This window comes from Pseudoselenomonas ruminantium, from assembly GCF_900104055.1.
In the GTDB taxonomy this organism is placed as follows: Bacteria; Bacillota; Negativicutes; order Selenomonadales; family Selenomonadaceae; genus Selenomonas_A; species Selenomonas_A ruminantium_C.
This window is the reverse complement of record NZ_FNJQ01000021.1, coordinates 39,261-63,800: the sequence shown is the minus strand read 5'-3', so window position 1 is coordinate 63,800 and position 24,540 is coordinate 39,261. Positions and strand designations below refer to the sequence as shown.

The following is a 24,540-nucleotide window of genomic DNA, read 5'->3' as shown; positions in this document are numbered from 1 at the left end:
AGAAGATGCACATGGTCTGGCATGATTTCCATTTCGATTACATCGACTTGGATTTCTTCACAGATTGACTTGACCAGCTCCTTTAGTCTGGTGTCAACGCCATTGACCAACACTTTTCTGCGGTACTTGGGACAGAACACTATATGGTACTTACATGAATATACGATATTGTGGCTTGAATGATATTTTATTTCTCCCATGTTTGTATTATACAACTTTAAGAAAGATAATACAACACAAGTTAAAAAGTAATTGTCCACCTTCAATTACTTACGTAAATACGGTGGACACGCCTTATATCCCCATAACTAAAGTTAGGGGGGTTACGGCATTTTGGATAACAGACGATGATTGAAAAAGGAGCATTGACCATGAACAACAGCGAGGAAAAACAATTACTGTTTGCGTTTGAAACGATGATTAATACAGCGGATGAAGCTTTGGCGGAAAAACTGATTGCTCCAAATGCCATCTTTTACGCACCGACGCAGTCGGAGCCGTTGGTGGGGCCAAAGGGATATCTGACGATTGTGCACATGATGCGGTCGGCGTTTTCCGATGTAACATGGCATTTGGAGGACTGCGTGACAGAACTGGGGAAAATCGCCGTATGCTGGACCTGTACGGGAACGCATGATGGTGATTTTATGGGACAGGCGGCTACGGGCAAGAAGTTCAAGGTTCGCTGCATGAACTTTTACCAAATAAAAAACAGCCAGTTCGTTTCGGATACTGGCTGTCCTGATATTTTCGGTATTCTTATGCAGATAGGGCTGATGCCTGTTTGAGTTTCTATGTTATGTTCCGGGATGGGATGGGGATACATACTTGAGAAATGTTACGGTACTACGGAAGGCCATACTTCTAATAATATAAATTTTGCAGGGAGGAAATCATCATGAAACTGTTTTTAGGCAAAAAAGTCGGCGTGAGCAAAGAGGAGAAGGCACTTTCTTATTACAAATTCTTTGAGCGGGATATGGCGAACATCCCGGCGGAGAAAATCGCTCTTCTGGATGCGCCGCAGGAAAAGTCCGCTGTGCCTTTTGAAGAGAAAAACCTCTATTTGGCAGGGAAAGACAAGGACTATGCTCAGGTTGGCTACGGCACGGCGGCAAATGGCACCGGCTTTGTCTGCAACGAAACCTATATGCCAGGTGTCACACCGGAAATGCTGGACTGGTGGTTCCCGTGGCACAGCGTAGGCTCGGATTTGCGCTATAAGATTTGGGATCCAGAAGACCATTATTTTGCTCGCGCCGATAAAGCGGATTATGTTTGTGACCCCAATGTGCCGGTCAACGAAAAGACATGGGGAGTTAATCATTATATTTTGGAGGATGTGGGTGGTGGCCCCGGCTTTTTGAAGATTTGCTTCAAAAGCCCTGCTGATTTTGGTTTCGAAACTTCTCTGATTGGCAAGGAAAACTGCGCATCCCTTGTTTGCGGCATCGGTGATGGCTCCTGCGCGGCGGCGATGGCGCATAAATGGTATCCTTATCAGGACGGTGTGATGCTGTGTTCCCGTTTTTGGATCGGCTACGGCGTGGTGGACGGGGAGATTCGCTGCACTCTGCCTGATGGTGCGAAAGTTCCCGTGGAAGTGTCCAAAGGCTTATTTGCCCATAATATCAAAGAGTTTACCAATCTGGCTGCAATCCTGCCGGAAGTTTACGCCGAGAACAAGGATAATTTCTGAACATGAACATTCAGCAGCTACGATATTTCCTTGTCTTGGCCGATACATTGAGTTTTACCAAGACGGCGGAAAAATACTACATCTCTCAGACAGCGGTTTCCAATCAAATCAAAGCCTTAGAGGAAAAACTGGGCGTGCAGCTTTTTCAGCGGGATAATCGTAAGGTTATTCTCACCCCGGCAGGAAAAGTCTTTGTCAAGGAAGCCAAAAGCATCATCACGAGAATCGAGGAGGCTGTCCAGCATACCAAGGATGCCGCCGAGGGATTCGCCGGAGAAATCCATGTGGGCTACCAATGGGGCTTTGAGCGTACCGTCTTTCCGAGAGTTCTGCAGGATTTTCAGTACGAATACCCAAACATTGAAATCCTTATCGAACGGGATGAAGTGGCAGCCTTATATGATGGGGTGATGGAAGGAAAGTATGATATTATTTTCAATCTGCCCCTGCCCGGCAAAAAGAAGTCCGGGCTGAAAGAAATGGTGCTTGCCCGTTATCCGCTGTATGTAGCAGTACCGCCCCAGCATCCTTTTGCAGAGTTCCATTCCCTGAAAAGGGAGCAGCTGGCAGATGAGATATTCATTTCCTATCGGCAAAATGCTCTCAGCGAATATGACCCCACACAGGCCATTCTGGCTGATTTTGCGGATGTCGGCCTCGTTCCGAATATAAACTTCCAGCATCAGGCCATAGAAAGTATTTTGCTGTTTGTGGCGTTGGGCAAGGGAATCACCATCGTTCCCGAGTATTTCCTGCCATGCGCTCCGGCAGGAATCAATCTGCTGTTTATTCCGTTGGAGGACAGCGCGCTCCCCGCCGAAGTGGCTGCTATCTGGCAGGAAAAAAATACCAACCCGGCGCTTGATAAGTTCGTGGAGTGCATACAAAAGGATTAGCTTTATGTCGCTTTTGAGTGTTGGTATTCTTGCGGTGTTATCGTCATTCCGGTGGGACTTTCCTGCGTCACCATTGGTATGTATATGCACGCAGTACACCCGGAGATCAGCCCGCTTCTCGCCCTGCCGGTTTTCTTGCCTTCTTCGCACTCGCATAAAAAATCATTGACATATCGCGAAAACAAGATATAATATGAGCATGAACACATTAGAAATTTACAAAGCCTTGGCGAACGAAATACGTTTGAATATCATGGAATGGTTGAAAGAGCCGGAAAAGCATTTCCCACCGCAAGGACTGCATCTACCGGATGGCAGCACATGGACAGGAGGCGTGTGTGTCGGCAGCATTCAGGAGAAAGCGGGGATTTCCCAGTCCACGGTGTCCCATTATCTTGACATTCTTCAGCGTGCTGGGCTATTGAAAGCCGAGCGCATAGGCAAGTGGACATACTACCAACGCAATGAAGAAACAATCCGTGAATTTGGCGAGTATGTCAAGAGCAATCTGTAAAAGGGCAGAATCAACTGCCCTTTTCTAAGAAATAGTTATATCTAAAAAAAGCGATATATAGATTTATTAAGGAGTGTTGTATCATGCATTTTGCCAGTACCGTTGTACGTCCGCCTTATGAGGCAAACAGTGTTTTCCTGCAAATAACGTCCGGTTGTTCCCATAATGCCTGCCGGTTCTGCACCTACTACAAGGATGCGCCCTTTGGCGTATCGCCATTGGATGAGGTCAAAGAGGATTTGCAGGAACTCAAGGAGTATGGCGTATCTTTCCCACGCATCTGGCTGCAGGGCGCCGCCCCCTTCCTGCTGACTTTCGATAAGTTGAAAACCGTTGCCGAGCTTATCCACGAATACCTGCCTTTTGTCCAGTCCATCGGAGGCTATGGTCGTGTGGACAGCGTAAAGAACAAGTCGGTTGAGCAAATCAAAGAACTTCACCGGATGGGGTATGACCGTCTCGTATTTGGCATTGAATCCGGCGATGATGTTGTGTTAAAACGCATGAACAAAGGTTATGAAGCAAAGGATATCGTGGAACAGCTGGGAAAACTGACGGAGGCAGGCATGGATTATGCCGTCATTTTCCTGAGTGGTCTTGGCGGTCACGGCTACGGTCTTTCCCATGCGGAAAAAACAGCAGAAGTTATCAACCAGCTCACGCCGTTTCGGGTTATGGCGGCAGGGCTTACTCTTTTTCCCGATACCCCGCTCATGGAAGACGTGAAAAACGGTACTTTTGTTGAAGCCACGGAAGCCGAACGAATTGAAGAACTTCAGACGTTTTTGCGTAAATTGACGATAGAAACGACCATAGATGCGACTAATGCTTCCATCATCACGCCTATCTATGGGCAATTGCCGAATGACAAGCAAAAGATGCTCGATACTCTGGAAACTATCTTTCGACGTTTCGGAGAAGAAGGCTTGCGTTCTCGGCGGGAAAATCTCCGCATGATTTAATTCGCTGTATGAATTTTTACCAACAAAACAAAAACAGTCAGTTCTTTCGGATACTGACTGTTTTTTATTTATCCTCAAACAGACCGAGATGCTATCTGTTTGAGTTTTTTTATATTTACTTTGCCTTACTACATAAGAGAATCACCCTCCACAAATCATTTCCGCGCATAACTCCCGTATCATGCGGGCAAATTCCTGCGCCACGGGAGTCAGATCGGCTAAATCATAAGCAAGGAGGCCAATCTGTGTGTCAAGCGGCGGCTGTATTGGACAAATACGCAGGTTATGCGAAATCGAGGAAAGAGTGAACTTGGAGATAAGCCCCACTCCGTTTCCTTCTTCCACCATGCGCACCACGGTTTGGGCAGTCTGAACGAGCAGACTGCGGCTAAAATCAATCCCATGTCCGGCAGGCAAACGCTCTGTCACAGTTTCCATTCCGGCACGACACAGAATCATATGGTCTGCAGCTTTGCTTATCTCTATGATTCCTGTCTCGGAATCCAGCGGCAATATGCCCACCATTTCATCCCTAATGAGAATTTCGGCATCCAAGTTGCCGAAAGGCGCGTAAGTAATGGCAAAGTCAACGGCGTGTTCCTCTACCATCTTTTGCACGGCAAGGGGATTGTCCTCCTTGATTTCCACCGTTACATAGGGATAAGTCTCCCGATATTGCCGCAGCACTTTGGACAGCAGCGCCGTGGTGGTCACGGGGACGGAAGCAATGCGAAGTTTGCCGCCGATGAAATTGTTTTCCCGAAAAGCCGTCTGGCGGATGCGGTTCTCCAAGTCCTCCATTTGCCGTGCCAAAAGGAGGATTTTTTTTCCCGCTTCCGTGGGTATCATGCCGTATTACCAAGTGGATGTGGCAAGCGCGCTTCACACGGCCAAGCTCGTATTGCCGGATCAGATAGCCAGGGGCAGCGGTGCGATTATTTTCACAGGCGGCGGCCTTGCTCTCTATCCCATGGCCGAGTACACTTGCATCTCCATGGACAAAGCGGCGCTTCGGGCGCTTGCCTTTGCCTTGTCACAGGAGGTGAAGGAGCAAGGCGTTTATGTGGGTGTCGTCACCATCATGGGCAGCATTGCCCCCAATACCCACTATGACCCCGCCGACATTGCGGAAAAATATTGGGAGCTTTACGAAAAGCAGGAGGATGTGGAGTATGTTTTCAAATGAGACACAGGAAAATCCCCTGTTTGAATTGGCGCGTCAGCGCCGTTCCGTTCGTCGCTACACGGGGGAGAAAGTTTCCGATGATGTGGTGCGGGAAATTTTGAAGATTGCGCTTCTGGCTCCGTCCTCCTGGGGCAGGCATCCCGTGGAATTCGTGGTGATTCGTGACAGGGATACCATTGAGGCGGTTGCCCGCTGCAAGCGCATGGGCGCGGGGCCGCTTCCCACGGCAGATGTTGCCATCGTGGTCATGGCCGATACAGCAGACTGCGAACTTTGGATAGAGGATGCGGCGGTGGCCTCCACATACATTTTGTTGGCCGCAGAGCAGTTTGGCGTGGGCGCTTGCTGGATTCACATGAGAAATCGGCAGTCCCAATGAAAAAGGCTGCACTTTTACCGCGCTGAAGGAAGTTGCTGACAAGCTGGGCGAGCTTAATGTGGAGTCCGAAATCCTCTGGCTTGGCAAGAAGCCGATGCAGGACTGCATTGCCTGCTACAAATGTCAGGAAACGGGAAAATGTGTGTTCAATGACCTTGTAAATGAAACCACTGCCAGATGGGACGAATTTGACGGCATGGTTGTTGGCTCACCGGTTTACTACGGCGGCCCGAACGGGCGGCTCACGAGTTTTCTCGATCGCTTCATGTTCAGTGCAAGCGGACGGTTCGCAGGAAAGATTGCCGCAGCTGTGGTGTCCTGCCGTCGCGGGGGAGCATCGGCGGCATTTACGCGGCTCAATATGTATTTTCAGATGACCAATATGGTGGTAGCGACCTCCCAATACTGGAATCAGGTACACGGCTTCACGCCGGAAGATGTCGCCAAAGATGCCGAGGGACTTCAGACCATGCGGACGCTGGCACAGAATATAGCGTGGCTTTTGAATGGAATCAAAGCCGGAGGCGCACCCCCGGAATACGAGAAGATTACGCATACACATTTCATACGCTGAGGCACAGGGGAGGATTCCAGTATGAACGAGACGATGAAGAACATTCTTGAGCGCAGAAGCATCCGCAAGTACAAGCCGGACAGAGTGTATTACGTTTGAGCGGAAACGCACAAGGCGGTATCCGTTGTCGCAGAAAGTGTTGCAAAATGAAACCATCAAGGAAATCGCCCGGCGGCATGGCAAGACATCCGCTCAGTACCGACCTGACGCGCACAAACGTAGTCTTGTCTGCGGCGGGAGATGCGCCTATTTCTCGAGGTCAGAACATAAATCTCATTTCCTCGCAGGGGGCGCTGAGCTATGGCAGCCAGACAGCAGGGACGTTGAGGCAGGGCGGCAAGTACCGCTATCAGACCGGCTCCCATGTGGATAGCCGCGGCTTCAGCGGCATTCTTGGCGTCGCCAGGGAAATCAAAAAGGACAGAGGGACATTGCTTTATGGCCTGGTGGGAGAATACGGAAAAGGCAGCTATGACAGCTATTACGGGCATATGAACGGCGAAGGGGATAGCGACTATGCTGGAGGTGCACTATTTGTCCGCTTGAAGGAAAACAGAGGCTTGTATTACGAGGGGAGTCTCCGTGCCGGCAGAACCAAGGCAGATTATAGTTCCCGCAATTTTACGGGCTATGAGGGAACAGCCGTTGGCTATGATACCAGCAGTAATTACTGGGGGGCGCATCTCGGAATGGGCAAGGTTCTCAGGCTGGCGGGGGACAATGAGCTGGATGTTTTCCTCAAATATTTTTACAGCCGTACAGCAAGGGCTATATTGGTGCTTACTACGAGCGCGAATTTGCTGGGGATGCCAGAGCCACAATAGCAGGGTACAGTACAGCTGTTCCCAGTCTCAAGGGAAATCGGGGGATATTTGAGCTCGGCTGGCTGTATCAGCCACGAAACAGCAATCTTACGCTGAATTTGGGGGCAACCGCAGCCTGTGGCAATAAAAGAGGCGCTACGGGCAGTCTGGGACTGATGTGGAAATTTTAGAATGACACACAAAAATGAATTACTTCAAAATGAGCAAAGAACTTGCATGAGCAGGCAGGACTTTTAGCGCTCGTATGGAATTCAAATATAGGGATAGCTGTGTATTTCTGTGTAGGAGGAAGAGCGCATCATGAAAGACTTGCATCGAGCTGTGGATGTCATGCATCACCCGCATCAGTATTCGGATCTGGAACTTGTGGAAGCCCTGGACGCCATTCAGGAGAGTCCCCTGAAACCGATTTACAAGGAATACTATAAAAGATTGTATAAACGCATCCTGGAATGCAAGGAAAAGAATAAGGATGTTGTCGGGCAGATTGGTTATTTTGGTGGATAAAGGATAGTATTATGAACATGCACGAAATATTTTACTGGTATCTAGCAATCATCAACATAGTGGTCCTGGTAGTTTACGGCGGCGATAAGCTCTTTGCTAAGCTGGACAGTTGGCGGGTGCCGGAGAAAGTACTGCTGTTGTTGGCCCTCTTGGGTGGCAGCATCGGGGCTTTGCTGGCTATGCAGGTTTTCCGGCATAAGACGAGGCATCTGAAATTCCGTTACGGCGTGCCGGTGATCCTGCTGCTGCAGGTGGCAGGTTTGGTATATCTGCATTGGAAATGAACGCATACTGCACATGGCTTGAAGGTTATGTGCAGTTTTTTGTTCCTTGACATATACCGTGTGGGGGTATAATATACCTATATGGGGTATATATTGTATCGTTGAGGAGGTTCCCATGGAAAAATGCTGTTGTGCAGAAGTCAGGCATAAATATCGTGATAAGGAAGGCAAGGAATACAAGGGGCTGATATCCCGGCTGAACCGTATTGAAGGGCAGGTGCGCGGCATCCGTCGCATGGTGGAAGAAGACCGTTACTGTGTGGATATCATGACGCAGGTCGGCGCCATTCAGGCGGCTTTGGGGGCGTTCAACAAGGAACTTTTGGCGCAGCATATCCATAGCTGCGTGGTTCATGATATTCGTGAAGGCGATGATCAGGTCGTAGATGAGCTGATTACGCTTTTGGGAAAAATGGTACGTTGACAGGTGGTGTGACTTATGAGAAAAGAACACTTTGACATCACCGGCATGACTTGTTCGGCTTGTTCGGCGCGCGTGGAGAAGGCGGTAGGCCGACTGCAGGGGACAGCGGAGGTCAGTGTCAATCTCCTGACCAACAGCATGCAGCTGGCCTATGACGAAGCGGTGCTCAATACAGAGCAGATCATTCGGGCCGTAGAACAGGCAGGCTATGGTGCCAGTGTCAAAGGAAAAAAGGCAGAAGCGTCCATGCAAGCCAAAACCGCTCCTTTGGAACGGGAGGTTGCGGCCATGCGGTACAGGCTGTTATGGTCGGTGGTGTTTCTCTTGCCGGTCATGTTCATTGCCATGCATCAGATGGTCCTGGGCTGGCTGGGAATTCCGGTGCCGGCTTGGCTGCAGGACCTCTTTGCCGGTCCGGAAAATGCCATTACCTTTTCTTTTGCCCAGTTCCTGCTGATCCTGCCCATCATGTATCTCAACCGGAAGTATTATAGCAACGGCTTCCGTAATCTCTGGCAGGGGGCGCCCAATATGGACAGCCTGGTCGGCATGGGCTCGATGGCTGCGGCACTCTTTGGTGCCTTCGCCGTTTTCCGCATGGGGTGGGGGCTCGGTCATGGTGAGCTGGCATTGGTGGCAGAATACAGCCGCAATCTCTATTTTGAATCGGCAGGGATGATCGTCACGCTGATTACCGTGGGCAAATTCCTGGAGGCCAAAGCCAAGGGCAGGACCGGTGAAGCCTTGGCCAGACTGATGGAACTGGCTCCGCAGACAGCCACTGTCCTGCGGGATGGGCAGGAATTGTCCCTGCCAGTGGCAGATTTATTGGTCGGGGATGAGATCATCGTGCGTCCTGGAGAGCGGCTGCCGGCCGATGGAACGGTGCTTGCCGGGCAGACCAGTATCGATGAATCTGCACTCACTGGCGAAAGCCTGCCAGTGTTCAAGCAACCGGGCGATAAGGTGACGTCGGCCACGCTTAACAAGACAGGCGCTATCCACTTCCGGGCGGAGAAGGTCGGCAGTGATACGGCCATCAGCCAGATCATCCGGCTGGTGGAGGAAGCCAGTGCGAGCAAGGCTCCTATGGCCAGATTGGCTGACCGGATTGCCGGCATCTTTGTGCCGGTGGTCATCCTGATTGCGCTTGCAGCGGGTGGTATCTGGCTGGCCGTGGGTGCAAGCGTGGAATTTGCTTTTTCCATCGCTATCTCCATCCTGGTTATTTCCTGTCCCTGCGCCTTGGGGCTGGCTACGCCCGTGGCTATCATGGTGGGTACCGGCAAGGGCGCGGAAAATGGCATCCTCATCAAATCCGGTGAGGCGTTGGAAATTGCGCAGGCCGTGGATACCGTGGTGCTGGATAAGACGGGAACCATTACCGAGGGCAGGCCGCAGGTTACGGATATACTGGCGCTGTCTGTGCCGGAGGCAGAGCTTTTATCCCTGGCTGCAGGGCTGGAGAAAAACAGCGAGCATCCACTGGCCGAAGCAGTGCTGGCTTATGCGCAGGCAAAGGGGATCACGCCTGCAGGAATAAGTGATTTTCAGGCCGTGGTCGGCCGTGGCCTGCAGGGCAGTGTCCAAAATGCGTTATGCCTGGCTGGCAATGAGGCTTTCATGACAGAACAGGGCGTGGATATCTTGGACTGCCAGCAGGAATTGAGGCGGTTGGCAGATGAGGGCAAGACACCGTTGCTCTTTGCAAGAGAGCGAAAACTATTGGGCATCATCGCTGTGGCAGACAAAGAGAAGGAATCCAGTGTACAGGCTATCGGGCAATTGACGGCAATGGGGCTGGAGGTCATCATGCTGACCGGAGACAATGAGCGCACAGCTGAAGCGGTGCGCCGGCGTCTGGGAATCACACAGGCCATCGCTGGGGTGCTCCCCGAGGCCAAGGAAAGACATATTACTGCTTTGCAGGCTCAGGGGCACAGGGTCGCTATGGTTGGCGATGGCATCAACGATGCGCCGGCACTGGCCCGGGCCGATATCGGCATTGCCATCGGGGCAGGTACGGATGTGGCCATAGAAAGTGCGGATGCAGTGCTCATCCGCAGCAATCTGTTGGATGCGGTAAGTGCCATCAAATTGTCCAGGGCGGTCATCCGCAATATCAAGGAGAACCTCTTCTGGGCCTTTATATATAACATCATTGGCATCCCTCTGGCGGCAGGGCTGTTGTATCCGGCTTTCGGAATCAAGCTGTCGCCGATGATTGGGGCAGCGGCCATGAGCATGTCCAGCGTCTGTGTGGTTATGAACGCTTTGCGGCTGCGGTCATTCAAGACGGCAGATATAGATAAACAGGAAGGACAGGAAACTGTCAGAAAGGAAGAAACGACGATGCAGAAAGAATTGAAGATTGAAGGGATGATGTGTGCCCATTGCCAGAAGCATGTGAACGATGCGCTGGCAAAGATGGCAGGCGTTACGGCGGTGACGGTGAATTTGGAAGCTGGTACGGCAACCGTGACAGCGGACCGGGAAATTCCCGAGTCGGAATTTGCCCAGGTCATCACAGAAGCCGGTTATGAATTAGTAGGCTAAAAGAAAAATCCTGACCAGGATTCTGGTCAGGATTTTTCTTTTTCCTGTGTCGCTTGGCAAGCAGGAAATAAGGCGTTTGGGCACGAATAATGAACATTGATAAAATTCTGTCTGATGCGTATAAAGAGGTGAGATCGTGAAGAAGTTTATCAACGAGCCGGAAAATCTGGAAGCTGAAGTCGCAAGGGGAATGGCTTTGGCAAAGCCAGGGATTCTCCGTCAGCTGCCGGACTGTAATGTCATGGTCAGGCAGAAGCTGAAAACGGACCGAGTCGCGCTGGTCTTTGGCTGCGGCTGCGGCCATGAGCCGGCTCCCAGCGGTTATGTGGGCTATGGAATGCTCGATGCAGCCATTCCTGGCAAGATTTTTTCTTCGCCTACACCGGATATGATATTGAAGGGAATCCGGGAAGTACAGACGGAAGCAGGTGTGCTCTGCATTATCGTGAACTATACCGGCGATGTGCTGAATTTCCGCATGGCGATGGAACTGGCACAGATGGAAGGCATTGCGGTGGATTCCGTTGTCATAGCCGATGACGTAGCTACGCAGAAAAACAAGTCTGTCGGGCGGCGCGGTCTGGCTGGCGTGGTGCTGATCCTGAAGATTGCCGGAGCCGAAGCGGAAATGGGAACAGATCTGTACGGCGTAAAGAAAGTGGCAGAATGGGCAGCTTGCGGACTGCGTACGGTGGGCGTTGCCTGCCGTCCCTGCGTGATTCCAGCAGATGGCGAGCCCAGTTTTGAGCTGGGGGAGCGGGAAATGGAAATCGGCATGGGATTGCATGGTGAACCGGGCGTCGTGCGTTGTGAAATGATGAATGCCAGGGAGACGGCGCGGCAGATGCTCGAGCTTATCCTGCTCGATTGCAACTATGAGAACAGTGAAGTGGTGGTGCTGATCAATGGTCTCGGTGGTACGCCATTGATGGAGCTTTATGTGATCAATGAATTTGTGCATGAGTACCTGGCTGAACAGGGAATCGTGATTTACGACACGATGATTGGCAACTATATGACTTCGATGGAAATGGGCGGTTTTTCAATCAGCCTGATGCGCCTGGATCCGCATTTGAAAGCACTTTATGATGCGGTAGCGGCAACGCCCGTTATCAGGCGTTAAAGGAGGACGTCTGTATGTTTGGAAAGGATTATATGCTGGATGCCCTGGAGGCAATCAGCAGGGATATCATCGAGCATGAGGAAGAACTGAATCATTTGGATAACGTCATCGGTGATGGCGACCATGGCACGAATATGGCCCGCTTTGCCCGCATCATCCTGCGGGATCTGCCGGAATTAAAAACTAATAAAGACAATATGGGAGAGATCCTGCAGCATGTAGGGATGCGCTGTATCACGGAAATCGGCGGCTCCGCTGGCCCCTTGTTTGGCAAATTCTATCTGCAGGCTGGCATGATCAAGATTGACAATCTCGAAATGGAAGAGGCAAATCTCGTGGCAGCCTTTGAGGAAGGTGCTATGGGCGTGGCACATATTGGCAGGAGCACGGAAGGGGAAAAGACCATGCTGGATGCCTTGTTTCCGGCTGTCCGAGCCATGCAGCAGGCTTTGGAAGAGGGGCATGGCTTCGTGGAGATTCTCCAGGCTGGTGCTGAAGCGGCTGGGAAAGGCGTGGAATATACCAAGACGATTCAGGCCAGCAAGGGCAGGGCCGCCTACATCGGTGAGCGCAGTATCGGTCATCAGGATCCGGGGGCGACCACGGTCATGCTGATGCTGCAATCGATGTGCAGAACGGCTGCCACGAGAAGTGCAGGATTAGAATAGGATGGCAAAAATCGCCGAGGTGATGAACATGGATAGAGACGCAGTAGAGCGTGCCCGTGGCTGTATGACGGCGGCGGGGCTCTTCTTTCAGCCAGGCGCAGAAGATATTTCCCAGGCGATAGATCTGGGGCTGCGGACGGATGCAGATCCCGTGGAACTGTATGAATCCTGCAATAAGCGGGCTTCGGTCAATAAAAGCGTATTGGCCATGGCATCTTTGATCATTTTCTTCCTGGTCAGGGATGGCATGAAGATGAAAAAAGCCTGCATGTCAGCCTGGCGGGTGGCAGATCAGTTCCATGATCCGATCATTCAGGCTGTTTCCAATGCGTTGACGGCTGCCGAGAAACCCAAGCGCCGCGGCAAACTGGTGGCAGGTTTCCTGACGTCCCAGGATCTGCAGGACAAACTCAGTCTGGCCATCTATCTGAACATAGCGATTGCAGAGGATTCATTTCATGCCCGCATGAATGAACTCAGGAAGCAGCCGGACAATGAAACGCGGATCATGGGCGCTGCTTTTGCTGGGGCCGTTTATGGCCTGAAAGAGGTAATGGCAGAAAAAAAATTAAAAAATAATGCAAAAAAGTAAAAAAAGTACTTGCATTGTGTGTCGGTATGCGCTATACTATTATTCGTTGCCGGGATGTGGCACAGTTTGGTAGCGCGCTTCGTTCGGGACGAAGAGGCCGCAGGTTCGAATCCTGTCATCCCGACCATTATTTTAAAATGACAAATCTCCGCTGAAAAAATTTCAGCGGAGATTTTTTATTTCATATTTTTTGTTTATCGTTTTGATAAATGAGACTTTATCATTTATTTAGTAACGGTCTTTTATTTTTTTGTCACCGATAAAGCGAATGAACATATCTGGCGCGATGATTTCATCATCCAGCTGAATCAGTGCTTTGTGCATATGGATGGATACGAAGCGGCCATCGTGTTCATTCTGGATTTCGTCGGCGAACTGTTCCTCGTAATGTTCCTTGAAGGTTTCAGCAGTACTTTTGCTGGAGGAAACATTGAGGATGCTGGAGTAGACATTTTCCTGACCTTTGCCATATTCCAACTTCATGATGACATAGATGGTGATGTTTTTGATCATTTGTGAATCACACTCCCAAGCTGTTCAGTAAATCCCTTTCACTTACGGCAAAACTAATCCCATGATTTATTGGAATACTTCGACAAAGGGGTGGTTATTCCTGCTGGTGTGAGAAAATAATGAGATATTTATGATAAAATAACCAATAGTTATAATAATGGAAAATTGGCTTTGTTTACAATTGTTTTGTGGCGGTGTATAATAGGGATTGTGCGCAGGCGGAAAGCCTGCAAATCATATTACGTATTCTATTTTAGAGGGGAGCAATAAACAACATGAGCAAAAAGATGAAAACCATGGACGGCAACCAGGCCGCCGCATACATCTCCTATGCTTTCACGGATGTTGCTGCAATCTATCCCATCACGCCGTCTTCGCCGATGGCTGAACATGTGGATGAAGATGCAGCGAAAGGCAAGACCAATCTCTTTGGTCAGAAAGTTCGTGTGATCGAACTGCAGTCGGAGGCTGGCGCCGCTGGTGCTGTGCATGGTTCCTTGCAGGCTGGTGCTTTGACCACCACGTATACCGCATCCCAGGGGTTCCTGCTTATGATTCCGAACCTTTACAAGGTGGCTGGTGAGCTGCTGCCGGGCGTATTCCATGTATCTGCCCGTGCTTTGGCCGCAAACTCCCTGAATATTTTTGGCGACCATCAGGATGTCATGGCTGCCCGCCAGACTGGCTGCGCCATGCTCTGCGAAGCCAGCGTGCAGGAAGTCATGGACCTGGCTGCTGTAGCACATCTCGTTGCTATCAAGGGCCGCGTGCCGTTCATCAACTTCTTCGATGGTTTCCGTACTTCCCATGAGATTCAGAAGATCGAAGTAGTGGACTATGATGATTTGGGCAAGATTCTCGATTGGGAAGCAGTGAAGGAATTCCGCCGCCGCGCGCTGAACCCGGATCATCCGGTTATCCGCGGTACGGCACAGAACCCGGATGTTTACTTCCAGGAACGCGAAGCTTCCAACGCTTACTATGAAGCTCTGCCGGAACTCGTCGAAGAGGCTATGGCAGATATGGCTAAGATTACGGGCCGTGAGCATCATCTGTTTGACTACTATGGTGCCGAAGATGCAGACCGCATCATCATCGCCATGGGTTCCGTCTGCCAGGCTGTGCAGGAAGCGGTGGATTATCTCAACAAGCAGGGCGAGAAAGTCGGCCTGATGTCCGTACACCTCTACCGTCCGTTCTCCATCAAGCATTTCTTCCAGTTCATGCCGAAGACGGTCAAGAAAGTCGCTGTTCTTGACCATACCAAAGAACCCGGCTCCCTGGGTGAACCGCTGTATCTGGATGTCAAGTCCGCATTCTATGATTCCGAGCTTAGCCCAATCATCGTGGGCGGCCGTTTCGGTCTCGGCGGCAAGGACACGACGCCGGATCAGATCTTCGCTGTATTTGAAGAACTCAAGAAGGATGCACCGAAGGATGGCTTCACAATCGGTATCGATGATGATGTAACCCATACGAGCCTCGTACCGACTATGAGCGATGTGAACCTCACCCCGGCTGGCACGACGGCCTGCAAGTTCTGGGGCTTGGGTTCCGATGGTACGGTTGGTGCCAACAAGAGCGCCATCAAGATCATCGGTGATAAGACGGACATGTATGCACAGGCTTACTTTGCCTATGACTCCAAGAAGTCCGGCGGTATCACCATGTCCCACCTGCGCTTCGGCAAGCAGCCCATCACGAGCCCGTATCTCATCAACAATGCAGACTTCATCTCCTGCTCCCAGCAGTCCTATGTTTATCAGTATGACCTGCTGGCAGGCCTCAAGAAGGGCGGCAAGTTCCTGCTCAATACGGTCTGGTCCGATGCAGATCTCGACAAGCATCTGCCGGCTGCCATGAAACGCTATATCGCCAAGAACGAGATTGAGTTCTACACGGTCAACGCTGTGGATATCGCGAAGGAACTGGGCCTCGGCGGCCGCTTCAACATGGTCATGCAGTCTGCGTTCTTCAAGATTGCGGCTATCATCCCGCTGGAAACGGCTGTGGAATACCTCAAAGATGCCGTGGTCAAGTCCTACGGCAAGAAGGGCGAAAAAGTCGTCAACATGAACAACGGCGCTATCGACAAGGGTATCGAAGCCCTGCACAAGGTAGAAGTTCCGGCTTCCTGGGCTGATGCAGCTGACGATGTGGTCGAGAAGAAGGACGCTCCGGCTTTCATCACGGAAATCCAGGAAGTCATGAACCGTCAGGAAGGCGATAAACTGCCTGTTTCCAAGTTCAATGGCGAAATGGTAGACGGTACTTTCCCGGTTGGCGGCGCTGCTTACGAAAAACGCGGCACGGCTATCAATGTGCCGGTCTGGAATACGGACAAATGCATTGGCTGCAACCAGTGCTCCTATGTCTGCCCGCATGCTGCTATCCGTCCGGTACTGACGACGGAAGAAGAACTGCAGAATGCTCCGGAAGGCTTCCCCTCCAAGCAGACGAAGGCTATCAAGGATTACCACTTCACGGTGGCTGTATCCACGATGGACTGTCTGGGCTGCGGCAACTGCGCTCAGGTCTGCCCGGTGAAGGCTCTCGATATGAAGCCTCTGGATGACGAGCTCAAGGCTCAGCAGGTATTCTTCGACTATGGCGTAGATGCCAAGGAGGTGGCTCCTAAGACGAACCCGATGAAGAAGACGACGGTTCTGGGTTCCCAGTTCGAACAGCCGCTGCTCGAATTCTCCGGTGCCTGCGCAGGCTGCGGCGAAACGCCGTATGCAAAACTCTTGACGCAGCTCTTCGGCGACCGCATGATGGTGGCCAATGCTACGGGCTGCTCTTCCATCTGGGGCGGCAGTGCTCCGGCTATGCCGTACACGAAGAACCACAAGGGCCATGGCCCGGCTTGGGCAAATTCCCTGTTCGAAGATAACGCTGAGTTCGGTCTGGGCATGTTCCTGGGTACGAAGTCTGTCCGTGACTCCCTGGCAGCGGATGCCAAGGCTGCTGTAGAAATGGGCAAGGGCAGCGAGGAACTCAAGGCCGCTTTGACGGAATGGGTGGACAACATGAACGAGGGCGAAGGCTCCCGCGATCGTGCTGACAAGTTGACGGCACTGCTCGAAGCAGAAAAAGGCACGGATGAAGTCCTGAACAAGCTCTATGACAACAAGGATTACTTTGTGAAACGCTCCCAGTGGATCCTGGGCGGCGACGGCTGGGCTTATGATATCGGCTACGGCGGCCTCGACCATGTCCTGGCTTCCGGCGAAGATGTCAATGTTCTCGTCTTCGATACCGAAGTTTACTCTAACACGGGCGGCCAGGCTTCCAAGTCCACGCCGGCTGCAGCTATCGCACAGTTCGCTGCTGCTGGTAAGAAGACCAAGAAGAAGGACCTCGGCATGATGGCTAAGTCCTATGGCTATGTCTATGTGGCTCAGGTGGCTATGGGCGCCGACCACAACCAGCTCATCAAGGCCATCACGGAAGCAGAAGCATATCATGGCCCGTCCTTGATCATCGCCTATGCACCGTGCATCAACCACGGTATCCGCAAGGGCATGGGCAACAGCCAGCTCGAAGCAAAACTTGCTGTTGAGTGTGGTTATTGGGTGAACTACCGTTACAACCCGCAGCTCGTGGGCACGGACAAGAACCCGTTCAGCCTCGATTCCAAGGAACCGAACTTCGACAAGTTCCAGGAATTCCTGATGGGCGAAAACCGCTACATCAACCTGCAGCGTTCCTTCCCGGAAGCTGCTGAGGCACTCTTTGAAAAGACGCAGAACGATGCTAAGGGCCGTTATGAAGGCTACAAGGTACTCGCTGGCAAATAAATAAAGATTTGTCGATAAAATGACCGGTCAAATATTGACCGGTCATTTTTTGCGTGTTGATTCTTGACGCTGCTGGCTGCTTGTGCTAGAATGAAAACAACAAATGAATAGTTGTTCATATATGTTGTTTTGGAGGAGGTTTGGCATGAATAGGAAGCAGAAAAAAAATCTCTGTCGCATCATAATGGCGGCGCTTCTGATGGTGATGCTGTCATATATGCCGATAACAGGTATATCACGTTTTGTCGCCTATCTGATTCCGTATTTTATCATAGGCTATGATATTCTGTACAAGGCCATAAAGGGTGTCAGAAATCAGCAGGCATTTGACGAGAATCTGCTGATGTCAATTGCTACAATCGGAGCGATTGTTTTGGCAGTCTGTGACGATGGTGATTATACTGAGGCCATTGCCGTCATGCTGTTTTATCAGGTGGGGGAACTTTTCCAAAGCTATGCCGTGGGGCGCAGCCGCCGGGATATCAGCGCGCTGATGGATATCCGCCCCGATTATGCCAATATCGAGACGGCCGGCGGACAGCTTGAACAGGTGGAACCGGATGAAGTGGAACCGGGAAGTATTATTGTGGTCAAGCCTGGGGAAAAGATTCCCATCGATGGCCTGGTCATCGATGGTGCTTCCAGCCTGAATACGACAGCATTGACCGGTGAGTCACTGCCGCGCGATGTCAAAGCCGGTGATGAAGTAATCAGCGGTTGTGTCAATCTAAATGGCCTGCTCAGGATCAAGACAACAAAGGAATTTGACGAGTCAACCGCGTCAAAGATTTTGGAAATGGTGGAAGATGCCAGCTCCAGAAAGTCAAAGTCGGAGCATTTCATTGCCAGATTTGCCCGCATCTATACGCCAATCGTGGTCTATGCGGCGCTGGCGCTGGCTTTCTTACCGCCGCTGGTGCGCCTGCTGGCCTTGGATATGGCGCCGGAGTGGGGAACTTGGCTTTATCGGGCGTTGATCTTCCTGGTTATCAGCTGCCCCTGCGCTCTGGTGGTCAGCATTCCCCTGAGTTTCTTTGCCGGCATCGGCGGTGCCAGCCGGCAGGGGGTTCTGGTCAAGGGTTCGAATTATCTGGAAACCCTGGCCGAAGTGGATACTGTGGTATTTGATAAGACCGGCACCCTGACTAAGGGCGTATTTCAGGTAAGTGCCATCCATACGGATAAACTCAATGGTGATGAACTGCTGCATCTGGCGGCGCATGTGGAACGCTATTCCACGCACCCGATTGCGGAATCCCTGCGCAATGCCTATGGAGATGAGGCGGATGGCTGTCAGGTGGAGGCCGTGGAAGAGATTGCCGGACAGGGAATCTGCGCCCGAGTGAATGGCAGGAGCGTATGCGTAGGTAACTCCAGATTGATGGAGGCCATAGGCGTCAAGTGGCATGAATGTGATGCTGTGGGCACGATAATCCATGTGGCCGTGGATGGTGAGTATGCAGGACATATCATCATCGCGGATGTGGTGAAGGACCATGCTCCGGCGGCCATTCGGGCGCTGCGGGCCAATGGCATTCGTCAGACGGTGATGCTGACCGGTGATTCCCTGAAGGTGGCAGACACGGTGGCAGCTGAGCTGGGCATTGATACGGTTTACAGCCAACTCCTGCCGCAGGATAAAGTAACCAGGGTGGAAGCGATGCTGACGCATCAGCAGAAGGGAAAACTGGCGTTTGTGGGGGATGGCATCAATGATGCACCGGTATTATCCAGAGCGGATGTAGGCATTGCCATGGGGGCCATGGGCTCGGATGCAGCAATCGAAGCGGCCGATATCGTGCTGATGGATGATGATCCACTGAAGATTTCCGTGGCACAGCGGATTGCCCGCAAGACGCTGCGGATCGTGAAGCAGAATATTTACTTTTCCATTGGTGTCAAGGTCCTGGTGATGGTTTTAGGTGCTCTGGGACTTGCCAATATGTGGGCAGCAATCTTTGCTGACGTGGGTGTGATGGTACTGGCGGTATTGAATGCCGTGCGGGCCTTGTTTACTGAAAGGGTGAAACTTGATGAAAAAGACGTACAAGATCGAGGTGGATTGCGCCAACTGCGCGAATCTGATGGAGGAAGCAGCCAAAAATACAGCCGGTGTCAAGGATGCTGTGGTGAATTTCATGGCATTGAAAATGAAGGTGGAGTTTGAAGAGGGACAGGATATCAAAGCCGTGATGGAGCAGGTTCGTGCCAATTGCCAGCGCGTTGAGGATGACTGCGAGGTATATATTTGACCGCGCAGGAATAAGGATGGTCAGCCAAGTAATTTGGCTGGCTTTTTTTTTATAAATTATTAGTTTAGGCAGGAGTTGAAGTTCACATGTAGAAGAACTTCCATAAAAACATCTGATGATTAGAAGAATGGGAGGGGTTTGTATGCGTGAGCAGGATGGTTTTTCTTTACTGGGCGTGCTGATTGCCGTGGCCATTGTGGCTGTAATGGCATCCATGGCTGTACCGAGATTTGCGGCGACTATAGCCACAGCGAATACTGCCAAGGTACAGAGTGACCTGGCTGCGCTGGATGCTGCGATTGCTGTCTATCAGCTCGAAAATGGCAAAGATCCGCAGGCGGTATCTGACTTGAAGGAATATATCAGCGATATTGGCAGGTTAAAGCCCCCACATGGAGATTGCAAGCTATCTGATGGCACAGTGCTGCCGATGACGTCCGGAAAATATGAACTCAAGAAGGTGAAGGAAGAGGGGACAAACATAGAGAATATGCGGGCGACCTGTGAGGGGCACACTTCTGGAGAGTTTGGACATGGTGGTGTTAAAAGTGAACCAGCAAGCTGATCTATCCGCGCCGCAAGCATTTTCCTGGTCATTATGCTGGCAGGTTCGGAAAACGTGGCTGATATGCATGCTGCTGATTTTGGCATCGTTTTGGACAATGGAATTTTCCGATATGGTCCTTGGGCTGCTCTTTTCGGCCCTGCTGGTTTTGCTGGCATTGCTGGATTGCCGGTATCTGCTGATCTACGATAAGCTGGTATTGGCCCTGCTGGTTTTGGGAATACTGCCGCTGTTGCTGGGCAGGATTTCATGGGAAGATGCCTGCCGGGGAGCAGTGCTCGGAGGCGGTTTTCTGGGCGGATTGCGGCTCATGGTGCCCGGCGGTATGGGCTGGGGGGATATAAAACTGGCTGTTGTTTTGGGGAGCTGGCTGGGTTTGGCCGGAATGGCGGTTTGTTTTTACGTTGCCTTTATCAGCGGAGGATTGTACGGTTTCTGGGTATGGCTGAGAAGAGGAACTGTGAAACATATATTGATACCCTTTGGCCCGTTTTTGGCGCTGGGAGCTGTCGTGGCTTTTGTGGCTGGCAGCAGCTGTGCAGGATTGCTGGAGGCCTGGCTATGGAATCCATAAAGGGAAAGGAAGCGGGGTTTGTCTTATGGGGCGTGATGCTGGCCATGATGGCAGTGTTGATTTTTTCCACCCAGGCCATTCCCCGGGGATTGAAACTTTACCGGCAGATGGTGGTGGAGTATGAGGCAGAGCGTTTACTGGCGGATATCAGGCATTGCCAGAATCTCAACCGGCTTTTGGCTGAGGATGTTTGGAAATATGGTGCGAAAAGACCGGAAGAAAAATTTGTCTGGCTGGATCTCTTATCGGAGGGAAATACATTAGCGGCGGGAAATAGGTATATTCTGAGCCATCGTCGGTATTATCCCGGTGTGCATGTCGGTAAAATAACCAAGCAGGGGAATCTGCCCATAGAAGATAAGAAAACGCAGATTTCCTTTGAAGTGAATGGCAGGACACTTTGGGAACAGGATATGGGGCCGATGACGCTGCTGGTGTATTATGAAGGATATCCCCGGGAAGGACGCCGGATAATAATCAGCAAGGGTGGCCGGATCCGGATGGAGCGTGGTGGAAGTTGAAACGGAGCGATGAGACGGGGTTTTTTCTTTGGGAGGCATTGCTGACGGGCATCTTTCTTTTGCTTTTGGCGGGGATGGCTGATCTATACGTCAAAGCGGTGATGCTGAAGGATATATCTGCATCGCAGGCACCGGCTGTTTGTCTGGCACGGGCACAGTTCTCTTATGCGCAAAGCAGGCTGGAGAGGGAAGGCGTGCTGCCTGCCGAGATGCCCTATCAGGGACCGGCTGATGATTTGCTGCAGAATGGTTATGAATACCAGCTGAATAGTATCTGCAATCGGCAGGATGATGGCTGGCAGTTACAGGTGGAGGTCATCTGGAATGTACGGAATGACGAGAAGAAGATGGTGTTTATGCGCTTGCTGCAGAGACATAAGGACTTGGAAGCAGAAGGGGATGATCATTTATGAGGCTGCGGTGTCCATTCCCATTATCGCTATGCTGGCGATGACGGCGATGGCCGTATTTCTTTGGGGCATAAAAACGTATTTTATGCAAATAGCAGATGGCGAGTTGGAACAGGAAGTAGAGATAGCTTTTCAGGAGCTGTTGGAGGATTCTATGTCTGCTGTGCGGATCGAAAAAATGCCTGGAAAACAAGGATATGAGATTGTCAAGAAAAATAATCCGCTGAAACCTCAGAAGCCTGATAAGGAAACATTTTCCGTCACGTATTGCCTGAATGAAGTGGATGGGGTGGTAAAGCTGGTTTGCGGCGGGGTAAGAGCACCTTTGACCGGAAATCATGCGTTGGCGCCTGTGGATATAACGGATTTTGCAATAAACGAGGATGAACATCAGCCGGGGGTTTATCATCTGCGGCTGACGGGAAAAAGCGGGGTAACCAAGCATGAATATAGCTTATGCAGCGCAGTCTTCGTGCCGGCGCCATAGAGGGGAAAGCCAGCAGGGTATGGTTTCGCTTGTCCTGCTCTGTATGCTGTTTATTCTGCTGTTTTTGGGCAGAGGCTTGCTCAGTTTTGCCCGCCAGGAGGCAGAGAATATCAGGCAATACAGTTTGGAGACACAGCTGCGCCTGTCAGCAGAAGGCGCACTGGAAAGCAGCTGGAAAAGGTTGGACGAGTATGACGTCCAACTGGAAAAATTACAGGATGGAGACAAAATTTCTTTGGCGCAGGGCAGAGCGGGAGATTTTGAAACTTATACCTATGTCATAGCCCAAAACAAGAAAATGTATCTGGTAGCTGTGGCTTTCCGGCGGGTCAGTGATTGGGAAAAGAAAATGGAGCCGCATGTCAGGCTCAAGGCAGAAATAAAAAGGATTAAAGCACGAGATGGGAAAATATATTATCAATGGCTGGGCTGGACGGCTTAAACAGTTTTTCTGCCGGCAGGAGAAACTTTGTGCCGCCATCGTGCCGGCTGAAAATGGGGAATGCGGCCTGCTTTGCTACAAGCGGGAGGAAAATGGCTGGTATTTAGCCGAGGAAGGTGTATCCCTCGTGGCAAACAGATTTTGCGCAGATGGGACAGCGGAAGATGGTACTTTGCTGAGCGGGTTGGAGAACCTGGCGGACTGGGCGGCGATGGAACTGGCAAAACGGGGCTGGCAGGAGGCCGGGCTTATCTATGTGCTTCCGGAGCAGGAGCTTATCGGCTATGCCATCAGCCTGCCGCCGAATCTGACGCCTGCACAGCAGGCTGAGGCAGCTTATTGGGAATTGGATGACAAGCTGGCGGCCAAGGGGCTGAGCGCAGAGGCCTTTGCCTGTCTGTGTGAACCGTTGGGGCAGGAGACGGCTGAAAATCAATGCATGATATTGGGCGTGCGTCAGGCGTATCTGCAGGAAGTGCAGGCGGCTTTTTCGGCTGCGGACCTGCCTTTGACGGACATCATTGCCGGCGGGGGAGAGCAGGAGGTGCAAAGCCGTTTGGCCGGATATTTGTCTCAGGCAGGGAAAACGCATGGATTTTGCAAGCGGCAGGCCGTTGAGCTGGACTGGCCGCGTATTGCTGTCTGTTGGCTGGGATTGCTTGTGTCAATCCTGCTTATATGGGTGACGATGGATATTTATGCTTATGAGCAGGCCAAGACAGCCGCAGAAACACAAAGGACGGAACTGTTCAGATTGGCACCGGAACGGCAGGAGATGCTGGCGGTGGAGAAGGAATGCCGGCAGATCGAGGCGCGGGAGGCACTGATGCAGGAACTGCAGGGAAAGGGGCCGCAATGGTATAGTGTCCTGGTGCATCTGGGGGCGAATACCAAGGAGGGCGTCTTTATTACCAGCATGGTGAGTGATGATGATGGCCGCAGCCTGAAGCTGGAGGGGCAGGCGGTAAGTTATGATGCCCTGGCGGAATTCGTGGATGGACTGGAGCAGGATCGGGATTTTTTCCCGCAGGGGATAAGGCTGCAGGATTCTGAAACCATGGGCCGTTCGCAGGAAAACAAAGGGATGGTGAAATTTTCCCTGACGATAGATTGGGAGAGTCAGATAAATGATGAGAAAGCTGCTGGCAAAGTGGAAAACATATCATAATGGTCATAAGGTAGCTGCCATACTGTGGCTGGGATTTGGCGGCACGATAGCCTTGCTGGTAATCTTCCTGCTGGTGGTACACCTGCCTTTGGAGCGGGCTGCACAGGAGTATCGCAGTGAAGCCGCAGAGGCAGCTGCCGAGATCGTGACAGTCGGGAATTTCCAGAATGCCCATCTGGATCGCAAGGCGTATCTGGCAGAGCTGAACAAACGTCAGGAACGTGCGCACAGGGCCGTGCCTGACAGCTTGGAGCAGGGGAAATTCATCGTGTATGTGGAGCGCCTGGCACAGCAAAGCCGGATACAGCTGCAGCAGGTAAGTCCGCAGTCAAAGCGAGAAGAGGGGGAGAAGGATGGTCTATCCCTGCACTTGCGGCTTCAGGGCGGTTACTTTTCCCTGCTGAGATTCATGCGGGGCCTGCAGGAGGGGGAGCGGATCGTGGTGGTACATAATTTGGCCGTTCATGCAGAGGGGCAGCAATTGGTGACGGATTTAGCGGTGAATATTTTTGCTGTATCTGACAAGTAGACAAAAATGGATGAAAATACAACAAAGACACCTTGATTTATACACTATGATACACTAAACTAGTAATAACTGTTTAAATTTGCTACAAATT

29 protein-coding genes, 1 tRNA gene and 1 pseudogene are annotated in these 24,540 nt (G+C 51.4%); 28 read left to right on the top strand and 3 right to left on the bottom strand.

From position 1 onward, the window contains the following. The coding region (gene tnpA, locus BLQ59_RS09750) for an IS200/IS605 family transposase (protein WP_256324654.1) at window positions 1-200 on the bottom strand (200 nt) is incomplete at its 3' end. 147 nt (window positions 201-347) lie between these two features. Here tnpA and BLQ59_RS09745 point away from each other — a divergent pair. The 5 genes from BLQ59_RS09745 (at window position 348) to BLQ59_RS09725 (ending at window position 4,071) form a co-directional block, all read left to right on the top strand. Beyond that, window positions 348-788 (top strand): ester cyclase, encoded by a 441-nt coding sequence (locus BLQ59_RS09745; protein WP_218122895.1) that lies wholly within the window; start codon window positions 348-350, stop codon window positions 786-788. Between the two features lie 110 nt (window positions 789-898). Then, entirely contained in the window at window positions 899-1,699 is an 801-nt protein-coding gene (locus BLQ59_RS09740) for a DAPG hydrolase family protein (protein ID WP_074572756.1), read from the top strand. A gap of 2 nt (window positions 1,700-1,701) precedes the next feature. After that, window positions 1,702-2,595, top strand: coding sequence for a LysR family transcriptional regulator (locus BLQ59_RS09735; protein ID WP_074572755.1), 894 nt, complete (start codon window positions 1,702-1,704; stop codon window positions 2,593-2,595). Window positions 2,596-2,794: 199 nt separating this feature from the next. Beyond that, a complete protein-coding gene (locus tag BLQ59_RS09730) occupies window positions 2,795-3,109 on the top strand; it encodes an ArsR/SmtB family transcription factor (RefSeq protein ID WP_026767554.1) in 315 nt (104 codons plus the stop codon). An 83-nt stretch (window positions 3,110-3,192) separates the two neighbouring features. Continuing rightward, entirely contained in the window at window positions 3,193-4,071 is an 879-nt protein-coding gene (locus tag BLQ59_RS09725) for a radical SAM protein (protein WP_074572754.1), read from the top strand. A 141-nt stretch (window positions 4,072-4,212) separates the two neighbouring features. Here the strand turns inward: BLQ59_RS09725 and BLQ59_RS09720 are convergent, their stop codons facing one another. Then, complete coding sequence (locus BLQ59_RS09720; RefSeq protein WP_176756781.1) at window positions 4,213-4,872, bottom strand: LysR family transcriptional regulator substrate-binding protein; 660 nt, start codon at window positions 4,870-4,872, stop codon at window positions 4,213-4,215. A gap of 46 nt (window positions 4,873-4,918) precedes the next feature. Between BLQ59_RS09720 and BLQ59_RS09715 the strand changes: the two genes are divergently transcribed. From BLQ59_RS09715 to BLQ59_RS09660, 12 genes are all read left to right on the top strand, one after another. Next, entirely contained in the window at window positions 4,919-5,257 is a 339-nt protein-coding gene (locus tag BLQ59_RS09715; RefSeq protein WP_074572752.1) for an SDR family NAD(P)-dependent oxidoreductase, read from the top strand. Further along, the gene (locus BLQ59_RS09710) at window positions 5,244-5,636 is read left to right on the top strand and encodes a nitroreductase family protein (protein WP_074572751.1); all 393 of its coding nucleotides are present in this window, start codon (window positions 5,244-5,246) and stop codon (window positions 5,634-5,636) included. The genes BLQ59_RS09715 and BLQ59_RS09710 overlap by 14 nt, the downstream gene beginning before the upstream one ends. Then, the gene (locus BLQ59_RS09705) at window positions 5,620-6,210 is read left to right on the top strand and encodes a flavodoxin family protein (RefSeq protein ID WP_074572750.1); all 591 of its coding nucleotides are present in this window, start codon (window positions 5,620-5,622) and stop codon (window positions 6,208-6,210) included. Before BLQ59_RS09710 ends, BLQ59_RS09705 begins: the two co-directional genes overlap by 17 nt. A gap of 146 nt (window positions 6,211-6,356) precedes the next feature. After that, window positions 6,357-7,034 carry an autotransporter outer membrane beta-barrel domain-containing protein gene (locus tag BLQ59_RS09700; protein ID WP_143005332.1) on the top strand — a complete coding sequence of 226 codons (678 nt, stop codon included), beginning with the start codon at window positions 6,357-6,359 and terminating at the stop codon, window positions 7,032-7,034. Between the two features lie 300 nt (window positions 7,035-7,334). Beyond that, on the top strand, window positions 7,335-7,541 hold the full coding sequence (locus tag BLQ59_RS09695; protein WP_074572748.1) for a hypothetical protein: 207 nt from the start codon (window positions 7,335-7,337) through the stop codon (window positions 7,539-7,541). Window positions 7,542-7,552: 11 nt separating this feature from the next. Continuing rightward, window positions 7,553-7,825 carry a DUF1294 domain-containing protein gene (locus BLQ59_RS09690; RefSeq protein WP_014425180.1) on the top strand — a complete coding sequence of 91 codons (273 nt, stop codon included), beginning with the start codon at window positions 7,553-7,555 and terminating at the stop codon, window positions 7,823-7,825. Window positions 7,826-7,940: 115 nt separating this feature from the next. Continuing rightward, a complete protein-coding gene (locus tag BLQ59_RS09685; RefSeq protein ID WP_074572747.1) occupies window positions 7,941-8,249 on the top strand; it encodes a metal-sensing transcriptional repressor in 309 nt (102 codons plus the stop codon). Window positions 8,250-8,264: 15 nt separating this feature from the next. Beyond that, window positions 8,265-10,805: a heavy metal translocating P-type ATPase gene (locus BLQ59_RS09680; protein WP_074572746.1), complete on the top strand. Its 2,541-nt coding sequence runs from the start codon at window positions 8,265-8,267 to the stop codon at window positions 10,803-10,805. 136 nt (window positions 10,806-10,941) lie between these two features. Beyond that, window positions 10,942-11,928 (top strand): dihydroxyacetone kinase subunit DhaK, encoded by a 987-nt coding sequence (locus tag BLQ59_RS09675; RefSeq protein ID WP_074572745.1) that lies wholly within the window; start codon window positions 10,942-10,944, stop codon window positions 11,926-11,928. A 14-nt stretch (window positions 11,929-11,942) separates the two neighbouring features. Continuing rightward, on the top strand, window positions 11,943-12,596 hold the full coding sequence (gene dhaL, locus BLQ59_RS09670; protein WP_074572744.1) for a dihydroxyacetone kinase subunit DhaL: 654 nt from the start codon (window positions 11,943-11,945) through the stop codon (window positions 12,594-12,596). Between the two features lies 1 nt (window position 12,597). After that, window positions 12,598-13,188, top strand: coding sequence for a hypothetical protein (locus tag BLQ59_RS09665; RefSeq protein ID WP_074572743.1), 591 nt, complete (start codon window positions 12,598-12,600; stop codon window positions 13,186-13,188). A gap of 50 nt (window positions 13,189-13,238) precedes the next feature. Continuing rightward, a tRNA-Pro gene (locus tag BLQ59_RS09660) sits at window positions 13,239-13,315 on the top strand. A gap of 101 nt (window positions 13,316-13,416) precedes the next feature. Here the strand turns inward: BLQ59_RS09660 and BLQ59_RS09655 are convergent. Continuing rightward, window positions 13,417-13,701, bottom strand: coding sequence for a hypothetical protein (locus tag BLQ59_RS09655; RefSeq protein WP_074572742.1), 285 nt, complete (start codon window positions 13,699-13,701; stop codon window positions 13,417-13,419). A gap of 275 nt (window positions 13,702-13,976) precedes the next feature. Between BLQ59_RS09655 and nifJ the strand changes: the two genes are divergently transcribed. From nifJ to pilO, 11 genes and pseudogenes are all read left to right on the top strand, one after another. After that, window positions 13,977-17,501: a pyruvate:ferredoxin (flavodoxin) oxidoreductase gene (nifJ, locus tag BLQ59_RS09650; RefSeq protein WP_074572741.1), complete on the top strand. Its 3,525-nt coding sequence runs from the start codon at window positions 13,977-13,979 to the stop codon at window positions 17,499-17,501. A gap of 145 nt (window positions 17,502-17,646) precedes the next feature. Next, window positions 17,647-19,668 (top strand): heavy metal translocating P-type ATPase, encoded by a 2,022-nt coding sequence (locus BLQ59_RS09645; RefSeq protein ID WP_081342529.1) that lies wholly within the window; start codon window positions 17,647-17,649, stop codon window positions 19,666-19,668. Then, window positions 19,607-19,753 (top strand): annotated as a pseudogene (locus BLQ59_RS16405) (heavy-metal-associated domain-containing protein); the annotation flags it as partial. The gene BLQ59_RS09645 and the pseudogene BLQ59_RS16405, both read left to right, overlap by 62 nt. Window positions 19,754-19,895: 142 nt before the next feature. Then, complete coding sequence (locus BLQ59_RS09635) at window positions 19,896-20,318, top strand: type II secretion system protein (protein ID WP_081342528.1); 423 nt, start codon at window positions 19,896-19,898, stop codon at window positions 20,316-20,318. A gap of 97 nt (window positions 20,319-20,415) precedes the next feature. Next, window positions 20,416-20,892: a prepilin peptidase gene (locus tag BLQ59_RS09630; protein ID WP_176756780.1), complete on the top strand. Its 477-nt coding sequence runs from the start codon at window positions 20,416-20,418 to the stop codon at window positions 20,890-20,892. Continuing rightward, window positions 20,880-21,413: a pilus assembly FimT family protein gene (locus BLQ59_RS09625; protein ID WP_074572737.1), complete on the top strand. Its 534-nt coding sequence runs from the start codon at window positions 20,880-20,882 to the stop codon at window positions 21,411-21,413. Before BLQ59_RS09630 ends, BLQ59_RS09625 begins: the two co-directional genes overlap by 13 nt. Further along, window positions 21,410-21,826 (top strand): hypothetical protein, encoded by a 417-nt coding sequence (locus BLQ59_RS09620; protein ID WP_074572736.1) that lies wholly within the window; start codon window positions 21,410-21,412, stop codon window positions 21,824-21,826. The genes BLQ59_RS09625 and BLQ59_RS09620 overlap by 4 nt, the downstream gene beginning before the upstream one ends. Then, the gene (locus tag BLQ59_RS09615; RefSeq protein WP_074572735.1) at window positions 21,813-22,310 is read left to right on the top strand and encodes a hypothetical protein; all 498 of its coding nucleotides are present in this window, start codon (window positions 21,813-21,815) and stop codon (window positions 22,308-22,310) included. Before BLQ59_RS09620 ends, BLQ59_RS09615 begins: the two co-directional genes overlap by 14 nt. A gap of 181 nt (window positions 22,311-22,491) precedes the next feature. Further along, window positions 22,492-22,752 carry a hypothetical protein gene (locus tag BLQ59_RS16040; protein WP_176756779.1) on the top strand — a complete coding sequence of 87 codons (261 nt, stop codon included), beginning with the start codon at window positions 22,492-22,494 and terminating at the stop codon, window positions 22,750-22,752. Continuing rightward, window positions 22,712-23,920, top strand: a complete 1,209-nt coding sequence (locus tag BLQ59_RS09605) for a PilN domain-containing protein (RefSeq protein WP_074572733.1) — start codon at window positions 22,712-22,714, stop codon at window positions 23,918-23,920. The genes BLQ59_RS16040 and BLQ59_RS09605 overlap by 41 nt, the downstream gene beginning before the upstream one ends. Continuing rightward, entirely contained in the window at window positions 23,880-24,449 is a 570-nt protein-coding gene (gene pilO, locus BLQ59_RS09600) for a type 4a pilus biogenesis protein PilO (protein ID WP_074572732.1), read from the top strand. The genes BLQ59_RS09605 and pilO overlap by 41 nt, the downstream gene beginning before the upstream one ends. The last annotated feature ends 91 nt before the right edge of the window (window positions 24,450-24,540 follow it).

Bases quoted from the DNA above. Each gene is read 5' to 3' on its own strand.
- BLQ59_RS09615 (WP_074572735.1), top strand. From the start codon at position 21,813: ATGATCATTTATGAGGCTGCGGTGTCCATTCCCATTATCGCTATGCTG.
- BLQ59_RS09645 (WP_081342529.1), top strand. From the start codon at position 17,647: ATGAATAGGAAGCAGAAAAAAAATCTCTGTCGCATCATAATGGCGGCG.
- BLQ59_RS09625 (WP_074572737.1), top strand. From the start codon at position 20,880: ATGGAATCCATAAAGGGAAAGGAAGCGGGGTTTGTCTTATGGGGCGTG.
- BLQ59_RS09745 (WP_218122895.1), top strand. From the start codon at position 348: ATGATTGAAAAAGGAGCATTGACCATGAACAACAGCGAGGAAAAACAA.
- BLQ59_RS09630 (WP_176756780.1), top strand. From the start codon at position 20,416: ATGGAATTTTCCGATATGGTCCTTGGGCTGCTCTTTTCGGCCCTGCTG.
- BLQ59_RS09725 (WP_074572754.1), top strand. From the start codon at position 3,193: ATGCATTTTGCCAGTACCGTTGTACGTCCGCCTTATGAGGCAAACAGT.
- BLQ59_RS09740 (WP_074572756.1), top strand. From the start codon at position 899: ATGAAACTGTTTTTAGGCAAAAAAGTCGGCGTGAGCAAAGAGGAGAAG.
- BLQ59_RS09605 (WP_074572733.1), top strand. From the start codon at position 22,712: ATGGGAAAATATATTATCAATGGCTGGGCTGGACGGCTTAAACAGTTT.
- BLQ59_RS09665 (WP_074572743.1), top strand. From the start codon at position 12,598: ATGGCAAAAATCGCCGAGGTGATGAACATGGATAGAGACGCAGTAGAG.
- BLQ59_RS09655 (WP_074572742.1), bottom strand. From the start codon at position 13,701: ATGATCAAAAACATCACCATCTATGTCATCATGAAGTTGGAATATGGC.
- pilO (WP_074572732.1), top strand. From the start codon at position 23,880: ATGATGAGAAAGCTGCTGGCAAAGTGGAAAACATATCATAATGGTCAT.
- BLQ59_RS09715 (WP_074572752.1), top strand. From the start codon at position 4,919: ATGCCGTATTACCAAGTGGATGTGGCAAGCGCGCTTCACACGGCCAAG.
- dhaL (WP_074572744.1), top strand. From the start codon at position 11,943: ATGTTTGGAAAGGATTATATGCTGGATGCCCTGGAGGCAATCAGCAGG.
- BLQ59_RS09680 (WP_074572746.1), top strand. From the start codon at position 8,265: ATGAGAAAAGAACACTTTGACATCACCGGCATGACTTGTTCGGCTTGT.
- BLQ59_RS09735 (WP_074572755.1), top strand. From the start codon at position 1,702: ATGAACATTCAGCAGCTACGATATTTCCTTGTCTTGGCCGATACATTG.
- BLQ59_RS09635 (WP_081342528.1), top strand. From the start codon at position 19,896: ATGCGTGAGCAGGATGGTTTTTCTTTACTGGGCGTGCTGATTGCCGTG.
- BLQ59_RS09700 (WP_143005332.1), top strand. From the start codon at position 6,357: ATGAAACCATCAAGGAAATCGCCCGGCGGCATGGCAAGACATCCGCTC.
- BLQ59_RS09730 (WP_026767554.1), top strand. From the start codon at position 2,795: ATGAACACATTAGAAATTTACAAAGCCTTGGCGAACGAAATACGTTTG.
- BLQ59_RS09720 (WP_176756781.1), bottom strand. From the start codon at position 4,872: ATGGAGGACTTGGAGAACCGCATCCGCCAGACGGCTTTTCGGGAAAAC.
- BLQ59_RS09710 (WP_074572751.1), top strand. From the start codon at position 5,244: ATGTTTTCAAATGAGACACAGGAAAATCCCCTGTTTGAATTGGCGCGT.
- nifJ (WP_074572741.1), top strand. From the start codon at position 13,977: ATGAGCAAAAAGATGAAAACCATGGACGGCAACCAGGCCGCCGCATAC.
- BLQ59_RS09685 (WP_074572747.1), top strand. From the start codon at position 7,941: ATGGAAAAATGCTGTTGTGCAGAAGTCAGGCATAAATATCGTGATAAG.
- BLQ59_RS09695 (WP_074572748.1), top strand. From the start codon at position 7,335: ATGAAAGACTTGCATCGAGCTGTGGATGTCATGCATCACCCGCATCAG.
- BLQ59_RS09690 (WP_014425180.1), top strand. From the start codon at position 7,553: ATGAACATGCACGAAATATTTTACTGGTATCTAGCAATCATCAACATA.